Source organism: Allomuricauda sp. XS_ASV26 (assembly GCF_041224615.1).
GTDB classification, from domain to species: domain Bacteria; phylum Bacteroidota; class Bacteroidia; order Flavobacteriales; family Flavobacteriaceae; genus Flagellimonas; species Flagellimonas alginolytica.
The window spans coordinates 86,254-106,150 of the sequence record NZ_JBGFGK010000026.1; the positions used below are offsets into that span (position 1 = coordinate 86,254).

A 19,897-nucleotide genomic window follows, 5' to 3' on the forward strand; every position below is an offset into this window, starting at 1 on the left:
TTTTTTTTAAAATTGGTTTTGTTTGGATTCTTGCTTTCGCAGGAATGACTAGTAATCTATATTTAGTTTTTACTCAATTCTTGTAATTTTTTTAAGGCAACCAATCCATGGCCGCTCAATAAGGATTCTTTGGCTTCTTCAAAACCTTCTTTTGGTGCAATGCCCTTTACGGTGGCTATGGCGACGCCGGCATTGGCACAAACAACATTGTTCTGAGCATCTGTGCCCTTGCCTTGTAAAATATCCATGAATATTCGGGTGGAATCCGCAACGTCTTCACCGCCAACTATTTCTTTTTGAGAAACTTTGTTAACCCCAAAATCTGCAGGACTCAGCATACCCTCGGAATGGTTGGAAATGGTTTTTGTGTCTCCGGTCAACGATATTTCATCATAACCGTCCAAGGCATTCAAGACCGTAAATTTTTTATCGGTGTTCTGATACAGATACCCATACATCCTGGCCAATTCCAAATTAAATACTCCGACCATCTGATTTTTTGGGAATGCAGGATTCACCATCGGTCCCAACATATTGAAAAAGGTCTTCACGGCAAGTTCCCTGCGGATTGGGGCTACATTTTTCATGGCTGGGTGAAACAAGGGGGCGTGAAGTACACAAATTCCTGCCTCTTCAATAGTTCTCTTTAGAAAATCGGCATCATTGCTAAATTTGATTCCCAAAAATTCCATTACGTTACTACTCCCACATTTAGAGGAAACGCCATAATTACCATGTTTGGTTACATGGATTCCCGCTCCAGCGGTAACAAATGATGCCAAGGTGGAAATGTTAAAGGTGTCCTTGCCATCGCCTCCCGTTCCACATAGGTCGATGGGGTTGTATTCCGATAGGTCAACGGCCAAACATAGCTCTAAAAGTGCATCGCGGAATCCTTCAAGTTCTTCTATGGTGATGCTCCTCATCATGTAAACGGTTAAGAAGGCCGCAATTTGGGAGGTGTTGTAATCGCCTTTGGCAATATTTACCAAAATCTGTTTGGCTTCCTCTTTGGGCAGTATTTCGTGGTTGATAAGTTTATTTAAGGTCTCTTTCATTTTCTTTATTTGTGATTCCGAACGGATGCTGAGCGGAGTCGAAGCATGATGCGGAAAATTTATTCAATTGGGTTTATTTGGATTCCTGCTTTCCCTTCGACTTCGCTCAGGGTACTTCAGGAATTACATATTATTTGCTTTCCAGCCAATTTTTCAACATTTGTTTGCCTTGGGGTGTCAGCACCGATTCGGGATGAAACTGTACCGCGGTCACGTCATATTTTTTATGCCGTAGGGACATTATCTGCCCATTTTCGTCCACTGCGGTGATTTCCAGATCATCTGGTACATTTGGGTCCACCACCCAAGAATGGTATCGACCTACCTGAAGCGTTTTCGGCATATTATGGTATATGGGGTCGTCCTTGGTCACAGTTATGGTAGTGTCCACTCCGTGATATACCTGGTCTAAATTGATCAAGTGGCCCCCGAACACTTCACCAATGGCCTGTAGCCCCAAACACACTCCAAAAATGTGCTTGGTGGGTGCGTACGTTTTGATGATTTCTTTTAAGAGTCCCGCCTCATCCGGTATTCCTGGTCCAGGGGAGAGAACAATATGGTCAAATGGCTCCACTTCCTCCAAAGTGAGTTGGTCGTTCCGTTTTACGGTGACCTCACAATCCAAATCTTCCAGATAGTGTACCAAGTTGTAGGTAAAGCTATCGTAGTTGTCTATCATTAAAATATTTCTTCCCATGCTTAGATTGTTTCGGCGATTTCCAGTGCTTTGGTCAATGCACCTAATTTATTATAGGTCTCTTGGAGTTCGTCATCAGGATTGGAGGCTGCTACCAGACCTGCTCCCGCTTGGTAATACAGTTCGTGGTTTTTGCTCAAAAATGTGCGGATCATGATGGCGTGGTTAAAGTTGCCTTCAAAATCCATAAAACCTATGGCACCTCCATAATAGGAACGGCTTGTTTTTTCATATTTCTCGATAAGTTGCATGGCCATGTGCTTGGGGGCTCCGCTCAACGTTCCTGCCGGGAAAGTATCGGCCACCACTTTCATGGTTGTACTGTCTTTTTTCTTAAGGCCAGTTACTTTGGATACCAAATGAATGACATGGGAGAAGTACTGTACTTCTCGATAGGTTTCCACGTTTACGGTATTTCCGTTACGGCTCAAATCGTTTCGGGCAAGATCTACCAGCATTACGTGTTCGCTGTTTTCTTTTTCGTCTTGGGCCAATTTTTTTGCCAGTTCGGCATCTTTTTCATCGTTTCCGGTACGTTTATAGGTTCCGGCAATGGGATGAATCTCTGCCTTGCCATCTTTTACGATCAGTTGGGCCTCTGGCGAGCTTCCGAATATTTTAAAGTTGCCATAATCAAAATAAAAAAGGTAGGGGGAGGGGTTAATAGATCTTAGGGCTCGATATACATTGAACTCATCTCCCTTAAATTTTTGTTGGAACCTTCGGGAGAGCACCAATTGGAACACATCGCCACGTTGACAATGTTTTTTTGCCAATTCGACCTGCTCTTTATAATCTTCATCCTTTAGATTGGATTTTGGGTCACCTTCCTTGTTAAAATTATACGATGAAAAAGTACGTACGTTAAAGAGTTGTTCTATTTCTTCAACATTGCTTTCGGTCTGATAGCAGTGGGCAAAAAGGTAGGCTTCGTTTTTAAAATGATTGATAGCGATTATGTTCTGGTAAACGGCATAATATATGTCGGGAATATTTACCGAATCATTTTTTTTGTTAATCTCAACATCTTCAAAATATCGTACGGCATCATAGGCCATGTAACCGAACAGGCCGTTGTAAATGAATTTAAATCCGTTCTCTGTGGTCTTAAATTGCTTGCTAAAATTGTGGATTACTTTAGTAACGTCGGTTTCAGGAGTAATCTCGGTTACCTCCTTTTTGCCATCGGGAAAGCTTTGTACAATGGTTTCGTCCTCTACCTTGATATATGCTATCGGGTTACAGCAGATGTACGAAAAACTGTTGTCGTTGGCATGGTAGTCACTACTTTCCAAAAGTATGCTGTTGGGGAATTTGTCCCTGATCTTTAGGTAAACGCTCACGGGGGTAATGGTGTCCGCGAGGATTTTTTTGTAATGGGTTTTAAGCGTGTAACTCATTGGGTACTTATATAAATTAAAAAAGGCTTGTCGTGATGACAAGCCTCTTGTATGGTTATAATGGGGACTTAGCTCACGACGTTCGACGTAAGTTTATCCACCACCAGTTATTTGCTATTCTGTTAATCATTGAGTCAAAGATAGGAAGGAATTTTTTATGGTACAACAAAGTTGTGTTTAAATTAAAAAATCCCGCTCAAGGAATTCTTGAACGGGATTTTCACACACTAAACTGTAGTTGCTTACATCTGTAGGTCAACTACCAAATCAAATTCGTCGTATATCAATTTGTCCTTGGCAGTGCCAATAATGCCAGAACCGTATTTTACGTCGTATTTTGTCCTGTCAACTTTCAATGTAGCAGTAGCTTTATCGCCATACACAGAGACTACAAAAGATACAGGTTCTGTATTGCCTTTTATGGTAAGGTCTCCGGTTACATCATAAGAGTTTTTTCCAGTAGATTTTACTTTGGTGAAAACCAATTTGGCCGTTGGGTGATTGGCAGTTCCAAAAAAGTCGTCGGACTTTAAGTGACCGTCCAATTTGTTTTTATAATCACCTTCTAGATCAGTGGCGTTTATGGTGCCCATGTCCACTACAAATTCCCCACCTACCAATTTTTCTCCGTCAAATTCCAATACCCCGGATTTTAGATCGATGGTTCCTGTGTGCGATCCACCTACTTTGTAGCCTTTCCAAACTACGCTACTTTCGGAAGTATTTACTTTTTTGGTTTCTTTTTTAATGGGGTTGGCGATGGCCGAAGCTCCAAAAAGGGTAATCAATGCTAAACTTAAAATTGTCTTTTTCATGATTGTTTAATTTCTGTTGTTAATTGTTAAGGTGTTATATATGTGTAAATAATTCTTTGTTCGATTTTCTAACTTTGGCCAAGTGCTGGGTTTCGTCTTCTTCTGAACGGTAGCCCACTGCTAGAACAACGGCTGCATTCAAGTTTTTTTCCGAAAGACCAAGGATTTCATTGTACTTGTCGGATTCAAAACCTTCGATGGGGGCAAGTGTCTATTTTTAATTCGGCCGCGGCCTGCATCAAATTGCCAAAAGCGATATAAGCTTGTCTGGCGGTCCAATGGTTTTTTATTTCTTTCGGTAAACCGATCAGTTTCGATTTCATAAAATCGGAATACCCCTTTAAGCCTTCGGCAGGAATATCTCTTGTTTTGCTAACGTTTTCCAAATAGTCGTCCACCAACTCATCGCCAAAATCCGTAGCATTCGCAAAGACGAATATGTGCGAGGCATCGGTAATTTGTGTTTGGCCCCAAGAAACAGGTTTTAGTTGTTCTTTTAGTTTGGAATCGGTGATCACAAAAATGTGATAGGGTTGCAAACCGTAGGAGGAAGCGCTCAAACGAGTCGCTTCCAAAAGGGTTTCCAAATCCTTGTCCGATACTTTTTTTGCAGCATCAAATTTTTTAGTGGCGTAGCGCCATGTTCTATGTTCAATAACGGTGTTCATTAATTCTAAAATTTATCCAATAGATCGTTTAAATGTTCCAGGTCTTTTTTGGTAAAGTTTTCAAAGATTGTTTTGTGTGCTTTTCCGAGGGAGATATCGATTTTTTCCAAAGTATCAAGTCCGGAATCCGTAATTAATATCTCTATCTTTCGCCGGTTGGACGGACATACGCTCCTATGTACAAACCCTTTGGCTAAAAGTTTGTCCACCAAACGTGTGGTATTGCTCATTTTGGTTACCATGCGTTCGTTCAAAGTAGATAGGTTGGCCGGCTTGCCTTTCTGACCTCTTAAAATGCGCAATACATTAAATTGTTGAAGGGAGACCTCAAATGGTTTTAAAGCGGCGTTCATGGATTCATTGATTTTGTTGTGTACCAATTGCAAATGAATCAACGTCCTTGGTTCCAAAGGAATTTTTTTTGATGTTTTTATGGTGTCCTCAACATTCATGTACAAACAATATTTGTATATACAAATGTATGTTGATCATGTAGGTTAATCCAAATATTGGATAGATAAATTTTTGTTAAAGCTTATGTTTTGGACTGTACCTTACGTATTTTTAATGGTGTAAAAATCAGATAATGAAGAGGTTATTGTTTTTAGGCTCCATGTTTGTTGTTTTATGGGGATGTGCGGAAAAGAAAGACCAAAATAATGAGGATGTTGAATCCACTGAGAACGAAATGGTTGAATTGGAAGCTGAAAAAAACAAGGAGGTCAAGTTTCCTGTATACGACTTTGCAGCTTTTGAACCTTTGCTCAATAAAGATGATGGTAAAACGTACGTTGTAAACTTTTGGGCAACCTGGTGTCAGCCCTGCATCGAAGAAATGCCTCATTTCGAAAAAGTAAACTTAGAACGTTCGGACAACAATGTGGAGGTAATTTTGGTAAATCTGGACATGCCAAATATGTGGAAGACCAGATTGGAGCCCTTCGTGGAAAAAAAGAAGATACAATCCCGGGTTGTTATCTTGGACGACCCTAAACAGAACGACTGGATACCAAAAGTTTCCCAGGATTGGGGCGGGGGAATTCCGGCAACCTTAATATATAATAAGGATAAGCGAGCATTTTACGAACGCGGTTTTACTTACGAAGAACTGAACGAGGAATTGAACAAATTTATAAATTAAGCAATCATGAAAAATTTAAGGATTTTACGTTGGGCTCTGCCCTTGCTGTTGTTTGTCGCAGCTTTTGCAGTTGGGTTTAAAGCGGCAACGGAACATAATTTGGATAATGGGTATCAAATTGGCGACATGGCCACGGATTTTTCCCTTAAAAATATAAACGGGCAAATGGTGTCCTTGTCGGACTATGAAAATGCCAAAGGCTTTTTGGTGATATTTACCTGTAATACCTGCCCTTATGCTCAAGCTTATGAAGATAGGATTATTGCGTTGGATGCCAAATACAAAACACAAGGCGTTCCGGTAGTGGCCATTATGCCCAATGATCCAAATGCCAAGCCAGGGGATAGCTTTGCAAAAATGAAAGAGCGTGCTGAGGAAAAAGGATTTACGTTTCCTTATTTATTGGATGAAGGGCAAAAAGTTTATCCAGCCTACGGAGCAACAAGAACACCTCATGTTTTTCTGCTCGAGAAAAAACCTTCGGGGAATGAGGTCGTGTATATCGGAGCCATAGACGATAATTATCAAGATGCGACCCAGGTAGAAGAACGATTTGTGGAAAATGCAATCGACGCCATGCTTTCCGGCAATGAAATAAATCCGAAAACAACCAAGGCCATTGGGTGCGGAATAAAGTAAGCTATTTGAAAATAAAACGATTGGAAATCCGGAGTAATGCTCCGGATTTTTATTTTTGCAGAACCTAAATTATTAAAAATGGCAGATTTATCACAAGAAGAATGGGCGGAGCAACTACAAAACGATGACAACGCCTTTGTTTTGGATGTACGAACCCCCGAAGAGTTCGAAGAGGGGTATATTCCGGGCGCGACCAATATCGATATATATCTTGGGCAGGAATTTTTGGACAAAGTGGAGGAATTGGACAAGTCCAAAAACTTTTACGTTTATTGCCGATCCGGTAACCGAAGTGCGCAAGCCTGTGCTATTATGAACAGTGTTGGAATTGAAAATGCATATAACCTGGAAGGTGGCTTTATGGAGTGGGATGGCGATGTAGCAGAGTAGACCTTCCCTAGTCCCAAATCTATGCGAGAAGACCTACTGTATTTTATTTGGAAGCACAACAAGCTTTCGGCAAAACCATTGTATACCGGCAACAACGAAACGGTTTCGATCAAGTCCACAGGGTTCCAGAATATGTTGGCAGGGCCCGATTTTTTCAATGCTCAAGTGGAAATTGACGGACAGTTATGGGCCGGTAATGTGGAGATGCACCCCAAATCATCGGATTGGTACGTGCACCATCACGAAACAGATGAAAATTACAACAATGTCATCCTTCATGTAGTATGGGAGGATGACATTGCTGTTTTTAGAAAGGACGGTTCCAGAATCCCAACGTTAGAAGTAATGCGGTATGTGCCCACCGAGCTATTGGGCCGATATCGGAACTTGATCGAGAATTCCCGTTCCACCTTTGTTAATTGTGAAAAGGACCTTAAGGATGTAGATGCCTTTATTCTGGAAAATTGGCTGCAACGATTGTTTATTGAACGACTGGAGAATAAGTCCAAATTGATCTTGCAGTTGTTGGAAACATCCAAAAACGATTGGGAGGCTGTTCTTTTTATGGTATTGGCCAAAAGTTTTGGCTCCAAGGTAAATGGAACATATTTCCTGGATCGGGCAAAGCAATTGGATTTTTCTGTCGTTCGAAAAACCACCAATGAACCATTGCAGTTGGAAGCTTTGCTTTTTGGCCATTTTGGACTTTTACATGCGGATGATTGCACGGATTCGTACTATAGAGAACTCAACAAAGAGTATGGGTATCTTAAGCAAAAATTTGATTTGGAAAATACGTTTACAAAGCCGGAGTTTTATGGATTACGACCATTAAATTTTCCCACAATACGTGTTTCGCAGTTGACCAGTTTGTACAGTGGAAACCATAACCTTTTTTCAAACCTGATAAATTTCACAACCCTAGAGGATATTTATCAAACTTTGGAGGTTTCTACAGGACGCTATTGGGAAGAGCACTACACCTTTGGAAAACCATCCAAAAAAAGAGATAAAAAGCTATCTAGGAATTTCATAGATTTGATCATCATAAATGCATTGATGCCGCTTAAATTTTGCTATTCAAAATATGTGGGAAGACAATGGGACGAGGAGCTGATCGGATTGATGTCCCATGTAGCTGCCGAGAAAAATTCCGTTATTCAAAACTTTGGCAAAATTGGGTCAAAGGCGACCAATGCCATGGAAACGCAAGCACAATTGGAGTTGTACAATAATTATTGTACCAAAAATAAATGTATGCAATGCGCCATTGGCGCACAATTATTGAATAGAAATCTCTAATTTTAACCATGTCTTTGTTTTATAATACCCTTTACTACTTTCAAAAGCGAGGCTTCGAGGTCTGTAGGCGAATTGCGGAAAGACTTGGTATCCGTGCCCGAGTGGTGCGTACCAGTTTTATCTATCTAACATTTGTTACCTTGGGCTTTGGGTTCGCCCTTTATCTTTTTATTGCTTTTTGGTTAAGGATCAAAGACCTTATTTATACAAAAAGAACTTCTGTATTTGACCTTTAAGAATGATTAGACTGCTCCGCTCTAAAATACTTGTGGCCCTCACCTTAATGGTGGTGGTGCTTGTTTTTGGGGTGATAGGGTATAAAATGCTGTCCGATTTTACGTGGATAGAGGCCATTTATATGACGATTATTACCGTGACCACGGTAGGTTTTTCGGAAGTAAGGCCTTTGGATGCCAATGCTAAGATTTTTACCGTATTTTTAATTGTAACCAGTGTTTTTATATTTGGATTTGCCATTTCAGTGGTGTCCGAATATATTTTGGGCAGAAATTCGTTGGAACTACTAAAAAAGAAGAGAGTGAAAAAGCAAATAGATAGTCTTTCCGGTCATGTTGTGATCTGTGGATTTGGTAGGAATGGTATGCAGGCCGCAGAAAAATTGACCGCTTATAGAAAACCATTTGTGGTGATCGAAAGGGATAGGGAGATCATAGAACGGCATGAAGAAGATATTTTGTTTGTGGAAGGCGATGCCAATGAGGACGAAGTTTTGCTCGAAGCCGGAATAGATCGGGCCCAATATCTTATAACCGCCGTGCCGGATGATTCGGCAAACCTGTTCATTGTGCTTTCGGCCAGGCAATTAAACTCAGATTTATTCATAATAAGTAGGGCGTCACAGATAACTTCGGTTAAAAAATTGGAGTTTGGTGGAGCAAATAAAGTAATAATGCCCGACAAAATCGGAGGGGATCACATGGCCTCCTTGGTGGTAATGCCCAACTTGATCACTTTTTTAGATCAACTATCCATTGAGGGTGAGCATACCACAAATTTAGAAGAAGTCAGTATAGAAGATTTTACCGACCAAATGGAATGTAACTCCTTGCGCGATCTTGATCTTCGCAGAAAAACAGGATGTACCATAATCGGGTACGTGGACCCACAAGGAAAGTACGTTATAAACCCGGAAGCCGATATGGTTTTGCAGCCCAAGAGCAAGGTAATTGTTTTGGGCAGACCTGAACAGATAAGGAAATTAAATCAAATGTTTCAGATCGGATAGTTAAAAAAACATAAAATTTGATAGCGTTGATTTTTTTTTGGATATTGCTGACTTTACCATACCAAAAACTAACTAATCTCAATATATGAAGTATTTTCTTTTTCTATTGTCTTTTTTTGCGCTAACCACTGGTTTTTCACAGGAATTGACCGTAGTTGGCAAAACCTACAATGTCTCCGACAACATTAATGATGGTGTTATAGAGCTAACAGTGGATGGGGGAGTGGAGCCCTACACCTACAAATGGAGCAATCAGGAAACGCCGCTCAAGTCCAAATCGGCACAACGTCTGGTAGAAGGTATACCGTATAGTGTTACAGTGACCGACGCGGCAGGTAGTTCGATTACCAAAGAATTTAAAGTAGAGACAGAATCGATCACAGAAGTATTCAATGGAACCATGACCCCGGCAGTAAGTGCATTGGGGTCTGTTCTTTTCTGGGACCCCTTCGCAGCGATCGGAATATACGATCCAGTGGCCTATGCTGACGTAAAATTGATCGGTATTCCCGATTGGAGCAACGAGACCCAGGATAAATTCGTTTTAAAACAGTGGCTGAAGGATGATAAGGCCAGTGTGGCCAAAGGCGAAGATATTGCCGTGATCACCAGTGATAAAAGAGGAGATATCGTTATAAAATCCGAAGCTAAAGGAAAGCTTTTGCAGAGAGTAAAGCAGGGCAACGTAATCTACAATTCGGACAACCAAGAACATGTTATTGAACAAGGAGCACATTACTTTGCCGAAATCAAGTACGATGAGCCCATTGCCATGACCCATCCTAACGGAGATTCGATCATAAAAGGTATTCCCTTTATCGTAATTTGGTTGGTCCTCGGAGCGTTGTTCTTTACAATTCGAATGGGCTTCATTAACATTCGTGGGTTTAGACATTCCATTGATCTTGCCAAAGGAAAATACGATGACCCGGATGCTCCAGGGCAAGTAACCCACTTCCAGGCATTGGCCACAGCAGTTTCCGGTACCGTTGGTCTTGGTAATATAGCTGGTGTTGCCGTAGCGGTATCCTTGGGTGGTGCAGGAGCTACTTTCTGGATGATTGTTTGTGGACTCTTGGGTATGTCCTCCAAATTTGTGGAGTGTACCCTTGGTGTCAAATACAGGGATATATTACCTGATGGCCGTGTATTCGGCGGTCCAATGAACTACTTGCGCTATGGTTTGGAAAAGCGCAATATGAAAGGTTTTGGTAAAGTATTGGCGGGAGTGTTCGCCATGCTTGCAGTGGGAGCTTCCTTTGGTGGGGGCAATATGTTCCAGGCAAACCAATCTTTTGAGCAATTGGCCGGGCAGTTTCCTGCCTTGGCCGGTAATGGCTTTTGGTTCGGAGTGGTCACGGCTATTCTGGTAGGTGTAGTTATCATTGGTGGAATTAGCAGTATTGCCAAAGTAACAGGTAAAGTAGTGCCGATCATGGCAACCATATATATAGTTGCGGCATTGGCGGTAATTATAATGAATATCCAAAATATTGGACCGGCATTCTCTGCAATTGTGGATGGAGCGTTTAACCCTTCGGCCCTAAAAGGAGGAATTTTGGGAGTATTGGTCATTGGGTTTCAAAGAGCGGCCTTCTCCAATGAGGCAGGTGTAGGTTCTGCGGCCATTGCCCACAGTGCGGCAAAGACCAACCATCCACCGTCCGAAGGTTTTGTTGCATTACTAGAGCCATTTATCGATACCGTTGTGGTTTGTACTCTAACAGCTTTGGTGTTGATTTTTACAGGAATGCACGAAGTAGAAGGAATGGCAGGTGCACAGTTGACATCCGATGCTTTTGGTAGCCAAATTTCTTGGTTCCCTTATGTATTGGCATTGGCGGTATTCCTTTTTGCATTCTCAACCATGATTTCTTGGTCTTACTACGGAATGAGGGCCTGGACCTATCTTTTCGGGAAGAGCAAGCGTTCCGAGATGATCTACAAGATGTTGTTCTTGGTGTTTGTTGTGGTAGGTGCTTCGGTAAGTTTAGGGGCTGTATTGGATTTTTCGGATATGATGATACTTGCCATGTCCTTCCCGAATATCATTGGACTCTACATAATGTCCGGCGAAGTGCGCAAGGATCTGGATGGTTATTTACAGAAATTAAAAGCTGGACAGCTTTTCAAAAAATTGAAGAGTCAATAATATACCTTAAAATATGAGAAAGCAATCCCACTTCAGGTTCAATAAGCAAGAACGGAGTGGGATTTTCTTTTTTTTGTTGGTGGTTCTTGTACTGCAACTGGTTTCTTTCTTGTTAAGAGCAAATCCCTCTCGTCCAAAAAGTAGTTTGGCCCTCAATCTTGAGGAACAAAAAACCATGGATAGTCTTATTGTAGAAAAACAGCGTAGAGGCGCCACTAAAATGTATCCTTTTAACCCCAATTACATTTCGGACCATAAAGGCTACATTTTGGGCCTGTCAATTGAAGAGTTGGATAGGTTGTCAGCTTTTAGGAAGAAAGGAAAGTTTGTGAATTCTTCAGAAGAATTTCAGGTCGTTACCCAAGTTTCGGATTCTTTATTGGGGATTTTGTCGCCATATTTTCAATTCCCCGATTGGAAGAAACATAATCAAATTCAAAAGAAAGTCTTGTCCAAACCTAAAAGCAGGGTTCAAGTGAAAGATTTGAATGCTGCTTCGGCAATGGACTTGATGTCGGTTTACGGAATCGGGGAAACATTGTCCAATCGAATTATAAAGTTCAGGGATAGGCTTGGTGGTTTTTTGGCGAATGAACAATTGTACGATGTTTATGGATTAAAACCAGAAGTTGTAGAAGAAACATTGCGGGCTTTTCAAGTGCTAGAGGTTCCTGAGGTCAAAAAAATCAATCTAAATACTGCTTCGGCAAAAGAATTGTCCCAACTTATATATATAAGGAGTGGACTGGCAGCACTAATTGTTGCGTATAGGGAGAAAAACGGCTTGTTCAAAACATTTGAAGAATTGACTTATGTTGATGGATTTCCAACAGAAAAACTAGATAGAATAGCCTTATATTTGTCTTTATAAATTAGGTGGTATGATTGATATGTACTTCACGGAAGAACATAATTTATTCCGGGAGAGTCTAAAGGATTTTTTGCAAAAAGAGGTTGTTCCCCATATAGAAAAATGGGAGGAATCGGGGAGAATAGATGGGGATATCTGGAACAAGTTCGGGGAAATGGGATATTTTGGTTTGATGACCCCAGAAGATTACTCCGGTCTCAACTTGGACCTTTTCTACACGGTTATCTTTCTTGAAGAGCTGCAAAAGATAAATTCAGGTGGTTTTGCCGCTGCTATGTGGGCGCACCAATATTTGGCAATGACATACTTGAACAAGTTGGCCACGCATGAGCAGAAAAAAGTGTATTTAGAACCCAGTGTACTTGGGAATAAAATTGGCTGTTTGGGAGTATCCGAGCCTTTTGGGGGCAGTGATGTTGCCGCTATGCGCACCACTGCCGAGAAAAAAGGTGATGTGTACATAGTGAACGGTTCCAAAACTTTTATAACCAACGGTGTTTATGGCGACTACATTATTCTTGCTGCAAAGACCGATATACATGCGGCCCACAAGGGCATAAGCATGTTTGTTGTGGACAGGAATGCCAAAGGGGTGTCCGCAAATAAGTTGAATAAATTAGGATGGAGGGCTTCGGATACTGCAGAACTGGCCTTTGATAATGTTGAAGTGCCGGCTTCCAATTTGCTCGGAAATTTAAATGAAGGTTTTTCGTATATTATGGAGGCCTTTGCATTGGAACGTTTGGTAATGGGGGTGAATGCCCATGCAAGGGCGGAGTATGCTCTCGATTATGCGTTGCAGTATATGTCCGAGCGTGAGGCTTTTGGTAAAAGCATAAATCAATTTCAGGCGTTAAGACATAGGTTGGTTGATCTATATTCCGATATGTTGCTGTGCAAGCAATTCAATTATGCGACGATCGCGCAAATGGAAAAAGGAACCTACGTGGTAAAAGAAGCTACAATTTCCAAACTTAAATCTACCAAAATGGCCGATGAGGTTATTTATCATTGTCTTCAGTTCTTAGGTGGGTACGGTTATATTGAAGACTATCCAATGGCAAGGTTGAGCCGGGACAGTAGGCTTGGGCCAATTGGCGGGGGTACCTCCGAAATTTTACGCGAAATTTTGGCCAAAATTATCGTGGATAAAAAAGAGTACAAGAAACCAAAGGTGTAGAAAATATCAAAAAAGTAAAATATTTCTTTAACCGTTAAATATCATTCGTATATTTGCACTCCAAAAATCTAAAAGAAAGGAGGTTGTAGCCCATGTTAATTATACCAGTAAAAGAAGGAGAAAACATCGATAGAGCTTTAAAACGTTTCAAACGTAAGTTCGACAGAACAGGTGCCATGCGTCAGTTAAGAACAAGACAGCAGTTTACTAAACCTTCTGTAAAACGTAGAGCGCAGATACAAAAAGCACAATACATTCAGGGTCTTAGAGATCAAGAAGAAGTATAGTCTTTAAAAGTTCTTATAAAATATAGTGATCCCGTTCCTTAATTGGAGCGGGATTTTCTTTTTATAGGTTTCGGGATTCTATTGCTACCTTTGGAATATGTCCTTGTCAGCTTTTATTTCTTATTTGGAGTTGGAGAAGAATTACTCCAAAAATACCATTTTGGCGTATCAAAAGGATATTGAGTCCTTTGCTGGTTTTTGTAAAGAGCATCATGATGCGGTGAATTTGGAGAATGTATCCTATCCGTTGATCAGGAGCTGGATCGTTGATCTCTCCGATCAAGGTGTGTCCAACAGGACCATTAACCGGAAAATATCTTCTTTGCAGGCTTACTATAAGTTTTTGTTGAAAATAGGGGAGATAACCGTCTCGCCTATGGTGAAACATAGGGCGCTCAAAACCGAAAAGAAGATAGAGGTCCCATTTTCTGAAAAGGAAATGGAATCTGTTTTGTCCGAAATTCCTTTTGAGGATGATTTTGAAGGAGAAAGGGATAAGTTGATCATTGAGCTATTGTATGCCACGGGTATGCGAAGAACGGAGTTGGTGAACTTAAAAATACAGGATTTGGATTTGGCCGGACACCAATTAAAAGTATTGGGCAAAAGAAACAAAGAGCGTATTATACCTTTGCTTCACTCCACGGTACGACAGATCAATACATATTTGGACAAACGTTCTGAGCTGCAATCCAGGTCGAATACATCCTATCTGTTATTAACAAAAGATGGTCTTAAAATTTACGAAACACTTGTTTATCGAACCATAAATAAGTATTTTAGTTTGGTGTCCCCCAAGGTAAAAAAGAGTCCTCATATACTTAGGCACACTTTTGCAACACACTTGCTCAATAGGGGGGCTGATCTAAATTCCGTGAAGGAATTGTTGGGGCATTCAAGTTTGGCATCTACACAAGTTTATACACATAATAGTATAGCCGAACTTAAAAAAGTACATCGGAAGGCCCACCCAAGGAACAAGAAATAGTGAATTCTTGTAATGTTTAACTTCACTGTCTAGGACAGTACTAAAACTACATCTTATGAAAGTAAATGCACAATCGGTAAATTTTTCGGCTGATGGTAAATTGATAGACTTTATCCAAAAGCGAATGGACAAATTGGAATTATTTTATGACAAGGTCATAGAATCGGATGTATATTTGAAAGTGGAAAACACCAGTGCAAAAGAGAATAAGATAGTGGAAATCATGGTGTTCGTGCCCGGGGATAAATTTATGGTAAAAAAACAATGTAAGTCTTTTGAGGAAGCAGTTGATTCGGCCTGTAGTTCCTTGGAAAGACAGTTGGTGAAAAAGAAAGAAAAGCAGAGGGCGAAAGCTTGATGAAAATTTTTCAAAATTTGTTTTGATTAAAAAAATAAATATATACATTTGCAGTCCGTTAGAAATAGCGGGCTTTTTTAATGATGAAAAAGCGGTGAAATGCCGATATAGCTCAGCTGGCTAGAGCAGCTGATTTGTAATCAGCAGGTCGTGGGTTCGAGTCCCTCTATCGGCTCGTAAGTTATTGAAAATTAAGGCGGGGGGATACTCAAGCGGCCAACGAGGACAGACTGTAAATCTGTTGGTTTTTACCTTCGCAGGTTCGAATCCTGCTCCCCCCACAAAAGTTGTTCGTCGGAACAACCGGGAAAAAGGTTTTATTGAAATTTTGGATTGCTTGGACGGTTGTCCAAGAAAAATGCGGGAGTAGCTCAGTTGGTAGAGCGTCAGCCTTCCAAGCTGAATGTCGCCGGTTCGAACCCGGTCTCCCGCTCTAAACTTGAAATATTGGATTTCGAGTAAAAGGTTGAAGTTTTGGCGAGCTTGACTTGTAACTTTAAACTCTAAACCTGATAACCCATAGGCCGGTGTAGCTCAGGGGTAGAGCGTTTCCTTGGTAAGGAAGAGGTCACGGGTTCAAATCCCGTCATTGGCTCAAAACGATTTGTACACTAATATAAACTAAGATTAAAATTATTTTAAAATGGCAAAGGAAACTTTTGATCGTTCCAAACCACACTTAAATATTGGTACCATTGGACACGTGGATCACGGTAAAACAACATTGACTGCTGCTATTACCACTGTATTGGCGAACGCTGGTTTGTCTGAGCTAAGAAGCTTTGACTCCATCGATAACGCGCCAGAAGAAAAAGAAAGAGGTATTACTATCAACACTTCGCACGTTGAGTACCAAACAGCTAACCGTCACTACGCTCACGTTGACTGTCCTGGTCACGCGGATTACGTAAAGAACATGGTTACTGGTGCTGCCCAAATGGACGGTGCTATTTTGGTTGTGGCTGCTACCGATGGTCCTATGCCGCAAACTCGTGAGCACATCCTTCTAGGTCGTCAGGTTGGTATTCCTCGTATCGTTGTTTTCTTGAACAAAGTTGATATGGTGGATGATGAGGAGCTTTTGGAGCTTGTTGAGATGGAAGTAAGAGAATTGCTTTCTTTCTATGAGTACGATGGAGATAATGGGCCTGTTGTTGCTGGTTCGGCACTTGGTGCTTTGAACGGTGAGCAAAAATGGGTTGATACCGTAATGGAGTTGATGGAAGCTGTTGATAGCTGGATCGAAGAGCCAGAGCGTGAGGTTGACAAAGACTTCTTGATGCCTATCGAAGATGTATTTACAATTACAGGTCGTGGTACTGTTGCTACTGGTCGTATCGAAACTGGTGTGGCCAACACAGGGGACCCTGTAGATATTATCGGTATGGGTGCTGAGAAATTGTCTTCTACAATTACTGGTGTTGAGATGTTCCGTAAGATTTTGGATAGAGGTGAGGCCGGTGATAACGTAGGTCTTCTTTTGAGAGGTATCGAAAAATCAGATATCAAAAGAGGTATGGTGATCTGTAAGCCAGGTTCTGTTAAGCCACACGCCAAATTCAAAGCTGAGGTTTATATCCTTAAAAAAGAAGAAGGTGGTCGTCACACACCATTCCACAACAACTACCGTCCACAGTTCTACGTTCGTACAACTGACGTGACCGGTAACATCAACCTTCCTGATGGAGTTGAAATGGTAATGCCTGGTGATAACTTGACGATTACTGTTGATTTGATTCAGCCGATCGCATTGAGCGTTGGTCTACGTTTTGCAATCCGTGAAGGAGGTAGAACAGTAGGTGCTGGTCAGGTTACTGAGATTTTAGATTAATCATTTTACAATAAATAGTGCACTAAAGGGTGTCCCGGTTTTCTCGGGATACCTTTCAGTGTAATTAAACGGGTGTAGCTCAGTTGGTAGAGCACTGGTCTCCAAAACCAGGTGTCGGGAGTTCGAGTCTCTCCTCCCGTGCAAAGGAAAAGACAAAAGCATAGTGAGACGAGAGGTTTATCCCGAGCGTAGTCGAGGGAAGTCTCTCCTCCCGTGCAAGCAAAATACTCAAAAATTATGATCACTTACATAAAGGAATCATTAGAAGAACTTAAAAACAATGTTACTTGGTTGGAGCGTAGTAAGGCGTCTAATTTAATGGTTGTTGTGGCTGTTTTCTCCATATTGTTCGCTTTGGCGACTTGGGGTGTGGATTCTTTGTTCAGTAACTTGATCACATTGTATTTTGAAAAATTAATAGGATAAAGGTCGATTGATATGTCTGAGGTTCTGGAGAAAAAATGGTATGTGGTAAGAGCGGTCAGTGGTCAAGAAAACAAGATCAAAGGCTATATTGAAAGCGAGGTTGAAAGAGCCGGTTTTGGTGATTACCTCGAGGAAGTTCTTGTGCCTACCGAGAAAGTAGTTCAGATAAGAAACGGAAAGAAAATCAACAAAGAAAGAGTTTACTTTCCTGGGTATATCATGATCAAGGCCAATCTTGGCGGAGAAATGGTTCACATCATTCGCTCCATAACCAATGTAATCGGTTTCTTGGGCGAAGTAAAAGGTGGGGATCCTGTTCCTTTGAGAAAATCCGAAGTAAACCGTATGCTTGGTAAAGTGGATGAGTTGGCCGTAAATACGGACAACGTTTCGATTCCATTTGTGTTGGGTGAAACGGTTAAGGTGATTGATGGACCTTTTAATGGTTTTAACGGAACTGTTGAAAAAATCAATGAAGAAAAGCGTAAGCTAGAGGTAATGGTAAAGATTTTCGGAAGAAAAACGCCATTGGAGCTCAGCTATATGCAAGTTGAAAAAGTTGGATAGAAGAAGAATGGTAGATGTTGGATTTTGGGTTGCTTAAATGTGTTGCTCGAAATTAACCTCTAAAATTCAAACGCTATAATAAAGAGCTGTTACATATATAAAGCTGTGTTGCTTCCAATTGACACACTTTAAATTTAATTAGAAACAATGGCAAAAGAAGTAGATAAGGTAGTTAAATTACAAGTTAGGGGAGGTGCTGCGAACCCATCGCCACCGGTTGGACCCGCCTTAGGTGCTGCTGGTGTTAACATCATGGAGTTCTGTAAGCAGTTTAATGCTCGTACACAGGACAAACAAGGTAAGGTTTTACCTGTTGTTATCACCGTTTACAAAGACAAATCTTTCGAGTTTGTTGTAAAAACACCACCTGCGGCAGTTCAATTGATGGAAGCAGCGAAGATTAAAAAAGGATCAGGTGAACCTAACAGGGTTAAAAACGGTTCAGTTACTTGGGATCAAGTAAAGGCGATCGCCGAAGATAAAATGGTCGATCTTAACGCTTTTACCGTGGAATCTGCAATGAGTATGGTTGCGGGTACTGCTAGATCTATGGGTCTGAAAATAGCCGGACAAAGACCTTTTTAAAATCTTAAAAGCATTATTAAATGGCAAAGTTGACTAAAAAGCAAAAAGAAGCCCAATCCAAAATTGACAAGAATAAATTGTATTCTTTGGAAGAGGCATCCGCTTTAGTAAAAGAAATAACCAATGTAAAATTTGATGCTTCCATAGATTTGGCGGTTCGTTTGGGCGTTGACCCAAGAAAAGCCAATCAAATGGTACGTGGCGTTGTTACCCTTCCTCATGGAACTGGTAAGGATGTGAAAGTTTTGGCATTGGTGACACCAGACAAAGAAGCAGAAGCAACAGAAGCAGGAGCTGATTTTGTTGGGTTGGACGAATATTTGGATAAAATAAAAGGCGGTTGGACAGATGTTGATGTTATCATCACCATGCCGAGCGTTATGGGTAAATTGGGACCATTAGGTAGAATTTTAGGGCCTAGAGGTTTAATGCCCAATCCAAAAACCGGAACAGTTACCATGGATGTAGCGAAAGCCGTATCCGATGTTAAGGCCGGTAAAATAGACTTTAAAGTGGACAAAACCGGTATTGTGCACGCAGCAATCGGAAAAGCTTCATTCTCCGCGGACAAAATCGCAGGAAACGCTAAGGAATTGATAGATACCTTGGTAAAATTGAAGCCTTCGGCAGCTAAAGGTGTGTACATGAAGAGTATATACATGTCCAGTACAATGAGCCCTAGTGTTCAACTAGATCCAAAAGCAGTTCAATAACTGGTAGTTCAATTTTTATAACTATGACAAGAGAAGAAAAAGCAACAGTAATAAAAGACTTGACTGCACAGTTGGCCGATAATGCCAATATTTACTTGGCCGATATTTCGGGATTGAACGCAGTGGACACCTCTAACTTGAGAAGAGCGTGTTTTAAGGCAAACATTAAGCTTGCGGTCGTAAAGAACACCTTGCTTGCAAAAGCAATGGAAGCTTCTGATAAGGAATTTGGTGAACTTCCCGAGGTATTGAAAGGTAACACATCTTTGATGTTTTCCGAAACCGGGAACGCACCTGCGAAACTTATCAAGAACTTTAGAAAAAAATCAGAAAAGCCCGTATTAAAAGGAGCCTTTATCGAAGAGGCGGTATATATTGGGGATAACAATCTTGATGCACTTGTGAACATCAAGTCCAAAGAGGAAGTTATCGGGGATATCATCGGATTGTTGCAATCACCGGCCAAGAATGTTATTTCTGGACTTAAGTCCGGAGGCGGTAAATTGGCAGGTATCCTTAAAACCCTTTCTGAGAAAGAATAATTCGCGCACAATAAACTAAGTATATTTTAAAAATTTTT

23 protein-coding genes, 5 tRNA genes and 1 pseudogene are annotated in these 19,897 nt (G+C 41.0%); 23 read left to right on the plus strand and 6 right to left on the minus strand.

Features of this window, described 5'->3' with window-relative positions:
• Positions 1 to 62: 62 nt before the first annotated feature.
• From trpD to AB9K32_RS00875, 6 genes and pseudogenes are all read right to left on the minus strand, one after another.
• Positions 63 to 1,058 carry an anthranilate phosphoribosyltransferase gene (gene trpD, locus AB9K32_RS00850; RefSeq protein ID WP_369884087.1) on the minus strand — a complete coding sequence of 332 codons (996 nt, stop codon included), beginning with the start codon at positions 1,056 to 1,058 and terminating at the stop codon, positions 63 to 65.
• A gap of 130 nt (positions 1,059 to 1,188) precedes the next feature.
• A complete protein-coding gene (locus AB9K32_RS00855; RefSeq protein WP_293296292.1) occupies positions 1,189 to 1,758 on the minus strand; it encodes an aminodeoxychorismate/anthranilate synthase component II in 570 nt (189 codons plus the stop codon).
• Between the two features lie 2 nt (positions 1,759 to 1,760).
• Positions 1,761 to 3,158, minus strand: coding sequence for an anthranilate synthase component I family protein (locus AB9K32_RS00860; RefSeq protein ID WP_369884088.1), 1,398 nt, complete (start codon positions 3,156 to 3,158; stop codon positions 1,761 to 1,763).
• A gap of 242 nt (positions 3,159 to 3,400) precedes the next feature.
• Positions 3,401 to 3,973 carry a YceI family protein gene (locus AB9K32_RS00865; protein WP_224837675.1) on the minus strand — a complete coding sequence of 191 codons (573 nt, stop codon included), beginning with the start codon at positions 3,971 to 3,973 and terminating at the stop codon, positions 3,401 to 3,403.
• Positions 3,974 to 4,007: 34 nt separating this feature from the next.
• Positions 4,008 to 4,641, minus strand: a pseudogene (locus tag AB9K32_RS00870) (NAD(P)H-dependent oxidoreductase).
• Between the two features lie 5 nt (positions 4,642 to 4,646).
• The gene (locus tag AB9K32_RS00875) at positions 4,647 to 5,093 is read right to left on the minus strand and encodes a MarR family winged helix-turn-helix transcriptional regulator (RefSeq protein WP_369884089.1); all 447 of its coding nucleotides are present in this window, start codon (positions 5,091 to 5,093) and stop codon (positions 4,647 to 4,649) included.
• 134 nt (positions 5,094 to 5,227) lie between these two features.
• Here AB9K32_RS00875 and AB9K32_RS00880 point away from each other — a divergent pair, with 134 nt between their 5' ends.
• From AB9K32_RS00880 to rplJ, 23 genes are all read left to right on the plus strand, one after another.
• A complete protein-coding gene (locus tag AB9K32_RS00880; RefSeq protein WP_369884090.1) occupies positions 5,228 to 5,782 on the plus strand; it encodes a TlpA family protein disulfide reductase in 555 nt (184 codons plus the stop codon).
• 6 nt (positions 5,783 to 5,788) lie between these two features.
• Positions 5,789 to 6,421, plus strand: coding sequence for a thioredoxin family protein (locus AB9K32_RS00885; protein WP_369884091.1), 633 nt, complete (start codon positions 5,789 to 5,791; stop codon positions 6,419 to 6,421).
• Between the two features lie 78 nt (positions 6,422 to 6,499).
• Entirely contained in the window at positions 6,500 to 6,811 is a 312-nt protein-coding gene (locus tag AB9K32_RS00890; protein WP_224837680.1) for a rhodanese-like domain-containing protein, read from the plus strand.
• A gap of 21 nt (positions 6,812 to 6,832) precedes the next feature.
• Positions 6,833 to 8,113 (plus strand): DUF2851 family protein, encoded by a 1,281-nt coding sequence (locus tag AB9K32_RS00895; RefSeq protein ID WP_369884092.1) that lies wholly within the window; start codon positions 6,833 to 6,835, stop codon positions 8,111 to 8,113.
• A gap of 8 nt (positions 8,114 to 8,121) precedes the next feature.
• A complete protein-coding gene (locus AB9K32_RS00900) occupies positions 8,122 to 8,349 on the plus strand; it encodes a PspC domain-containing protein (protein WP_014033469.1) in 228 nt (75 codons plus the stop codon).
• A gap of 2 nt (positions 8,350 to 8,351) precedes the next feature.
• Positions 8,352 to 9,359 (plus strand): TrkA family potassium uptake protein, encoded by a 1,008-nt coding sequence (locus AB9K32_RS00905; protein ID WP_224837682.1) that lies wholly within the window; start codon positions 8,352 to 8,354, stop codon positions 9,357 to 9,359.
• A gap of 85 nt (positions 9,360 to 9,444) precedes the next feature.
• Positions 9,445 to 11,511 carry an amino acid carrier protein gene (locus AB9K32_RS00910; protein ID WP_369884093.1) on the plus strand — a complete coding sequence of 689 codons (2,067 nt, stop codon included), beginning with the start codon at positions 9,445 to 9,447 and terminating at the stop codon, positions 11,509 to 11,511.
• 13 nt (positions 11,512 to 11,524) lie between these two features.
• Positions 11,525 to 12,382, plus strand: a complete 858-nt coding sequence (locus AB9K32_RS00915) for a ComEA family DNA-binding protein (RefSeq protein ID WP_369884094.1) — start codon at positions 11,525 to 11,527, stop codon at positions 12,380 to 12,382.
• Positions 12,383 to 12,392: 10 nt separating this feature from the next.
• On the plus strand, positions 12,393 to 13,562 hold the full coding sequence (locus tag AB9K32_RS00920; RefSeq protein ID WP_369884095.1) for an acyl-CoA dehydrogenase family protein: 1,170 nt from the start codon (positions 12,393 to 12,395) through the stop codon (positions 13,560 to 13,562).
• 92 nt (positions 13,563 to 13,654) lie between these two features.
• On the plus strand, positions 13,655 to 13,849 hold the full coding sequence (gene rpsU, locus AB9K32_RS00925; protein WP_369884096.1) for a 30S ribosomal protein S21: 195 nt from the start codon (positions 13,655 to 13,657) through the stop codon (positions 13,847 to 13,849).
• 97 nt (positions 13,850 to 13,946) lie between these two features.
• Positions 13,947 to 14,837 (plus strand): tyrosine-type recombinase/integrase, encoded by an 891-nt coding sequence (locus tag AB9K32_RS00930; protein WP_369884097.1) that lies wholly within the window; start codon positions 13,947 to 13,949, stop codon positions 14,835 to 14,837.
• 55 nt (positions 14,838 to 14,892) lie between these two features.
• Entirely contained in the window at positions 14,893 to 15,195 is a 303-nt protein-coding gene (gene hpf, locus AB9K32_RS00935) for a ribosome hibernation-promoting factor, HPF/YfiA family (protein WP_224837688.1), read from the plus strand.
• A gap of 101 nt (positions 15,196 to 15,296) precedes the next feature.
• Positions 15,297 to 15,370 (plus strand) — tRNA-Thr (locus AB9K32_RS00940).
• A 23-nt stretch (positions 15,371 to 15,393) separates the two neighbouring features.
• Positions 15,394 to 15,476: transfer RNA gene (locus AB9K32_RS00945), tRNA-Tyr, on the plus strand.
• A 79-nt stretch (positions 15,477 to 15,555) separates the two neighbouring features.
• Positions 15,556 to 15,628: transfer RNA gene (locus AB9K32_RS00950), tRNA-Gly, on the plus strand.
• A 90-nt stretch (positions 15,629 to 15,718) separates the two neighbouring features.
• Positions 15,719 to 15,790: transfer RNA gene (locus tag AB9K32_RS00955), tRNA-Thr, on the plus strand.
• Between the two features lie 48 nt (positions 15,791 to 15,838).
• On the plus strand, positions 15,839 to 17,026 hold the full coding sequence (tuf, locus tag AB9K32_RS00960) for an elongation factor Tu (RefSeq protein ID WP_224837689.1): 1,188 nt from the start codon (positions 15,839 to 15,841) through the stop codon (positions 17,024 to 17,026).
• 68 nt (positions 17,027 to 17,094) lie between these two features.
• Positions 17,095 to 17,167 (plus strand) — tRNA-Trp (locus AB9K32_RS00965).
• Between the two features lie 96 nt (positions 17,168 to 17,263).
• A complete protein-coding gene (gene secE / locus AB9K32_RS00970; RefSeq protein WP_224837690.1) occupies positions 17,264 to 17,452 on the plus strand; it encodes a preprotein translocase subunit SecE in 189 nt (62 codons plus the stop codon).
• A 12-nt stretch (positions 17,453 to 17,464) separates the two neighbouring features.
• Positions 17,465 to 18,019, plus strand: a complete 555-nt coding sequence (nusG, locus tag AB9K32_RS00975) for a transcription termination/antitermination protein NusG (protein ID WP_224837691.1) — start codon at positions 17,465 to 17,467, stop codon at positions 18,017 to 18,019.
• A gap of 147 nt (positions 18,020 to 18,166) precedes the next feature.
• Entirely contained in the window at positions 18,167 to 18,604 is a 438-nt protein-coding gene (gene rplK / locus AB9K32_RS00980; RefSeq protein ID WP_224837692.1) for a 50S ribosomal protein L11, read from the plus strand.
• 20 nt (positions 18,605 to 18,624) lie between these two features.
• Positions 18,625 to 19,317: a 50S ribosomal protein L1 gene (gene rplA / locus AB9K32_RS00985; RefSeq protein WP_224837693.1), complete on the plus strand. Its 693-nt coding sequence runs from the start codon at positions 18,625 to 18,627 to the stop codon at positions 19,315 to 19,317.
• Positions 19,318 to 19,340: 23 nt separating this feature from the next.
• The gene (gene rplJ, locus AB9K32_RS00990) at positions 19,341 to 19,859 is read left to right on the plus strand and encodes a 50S ribosomal protein L10 (protein ID WP_252080265.1); all 519 of its coding nucleotides are present in this window, start codon (positions 19,341 to 19,343) and stop codon (positions 19,857 to 19,859) included.
• The last annotated feature ends 38 nt before the right edge of the window (positions 19,860 to 19,897 follow it).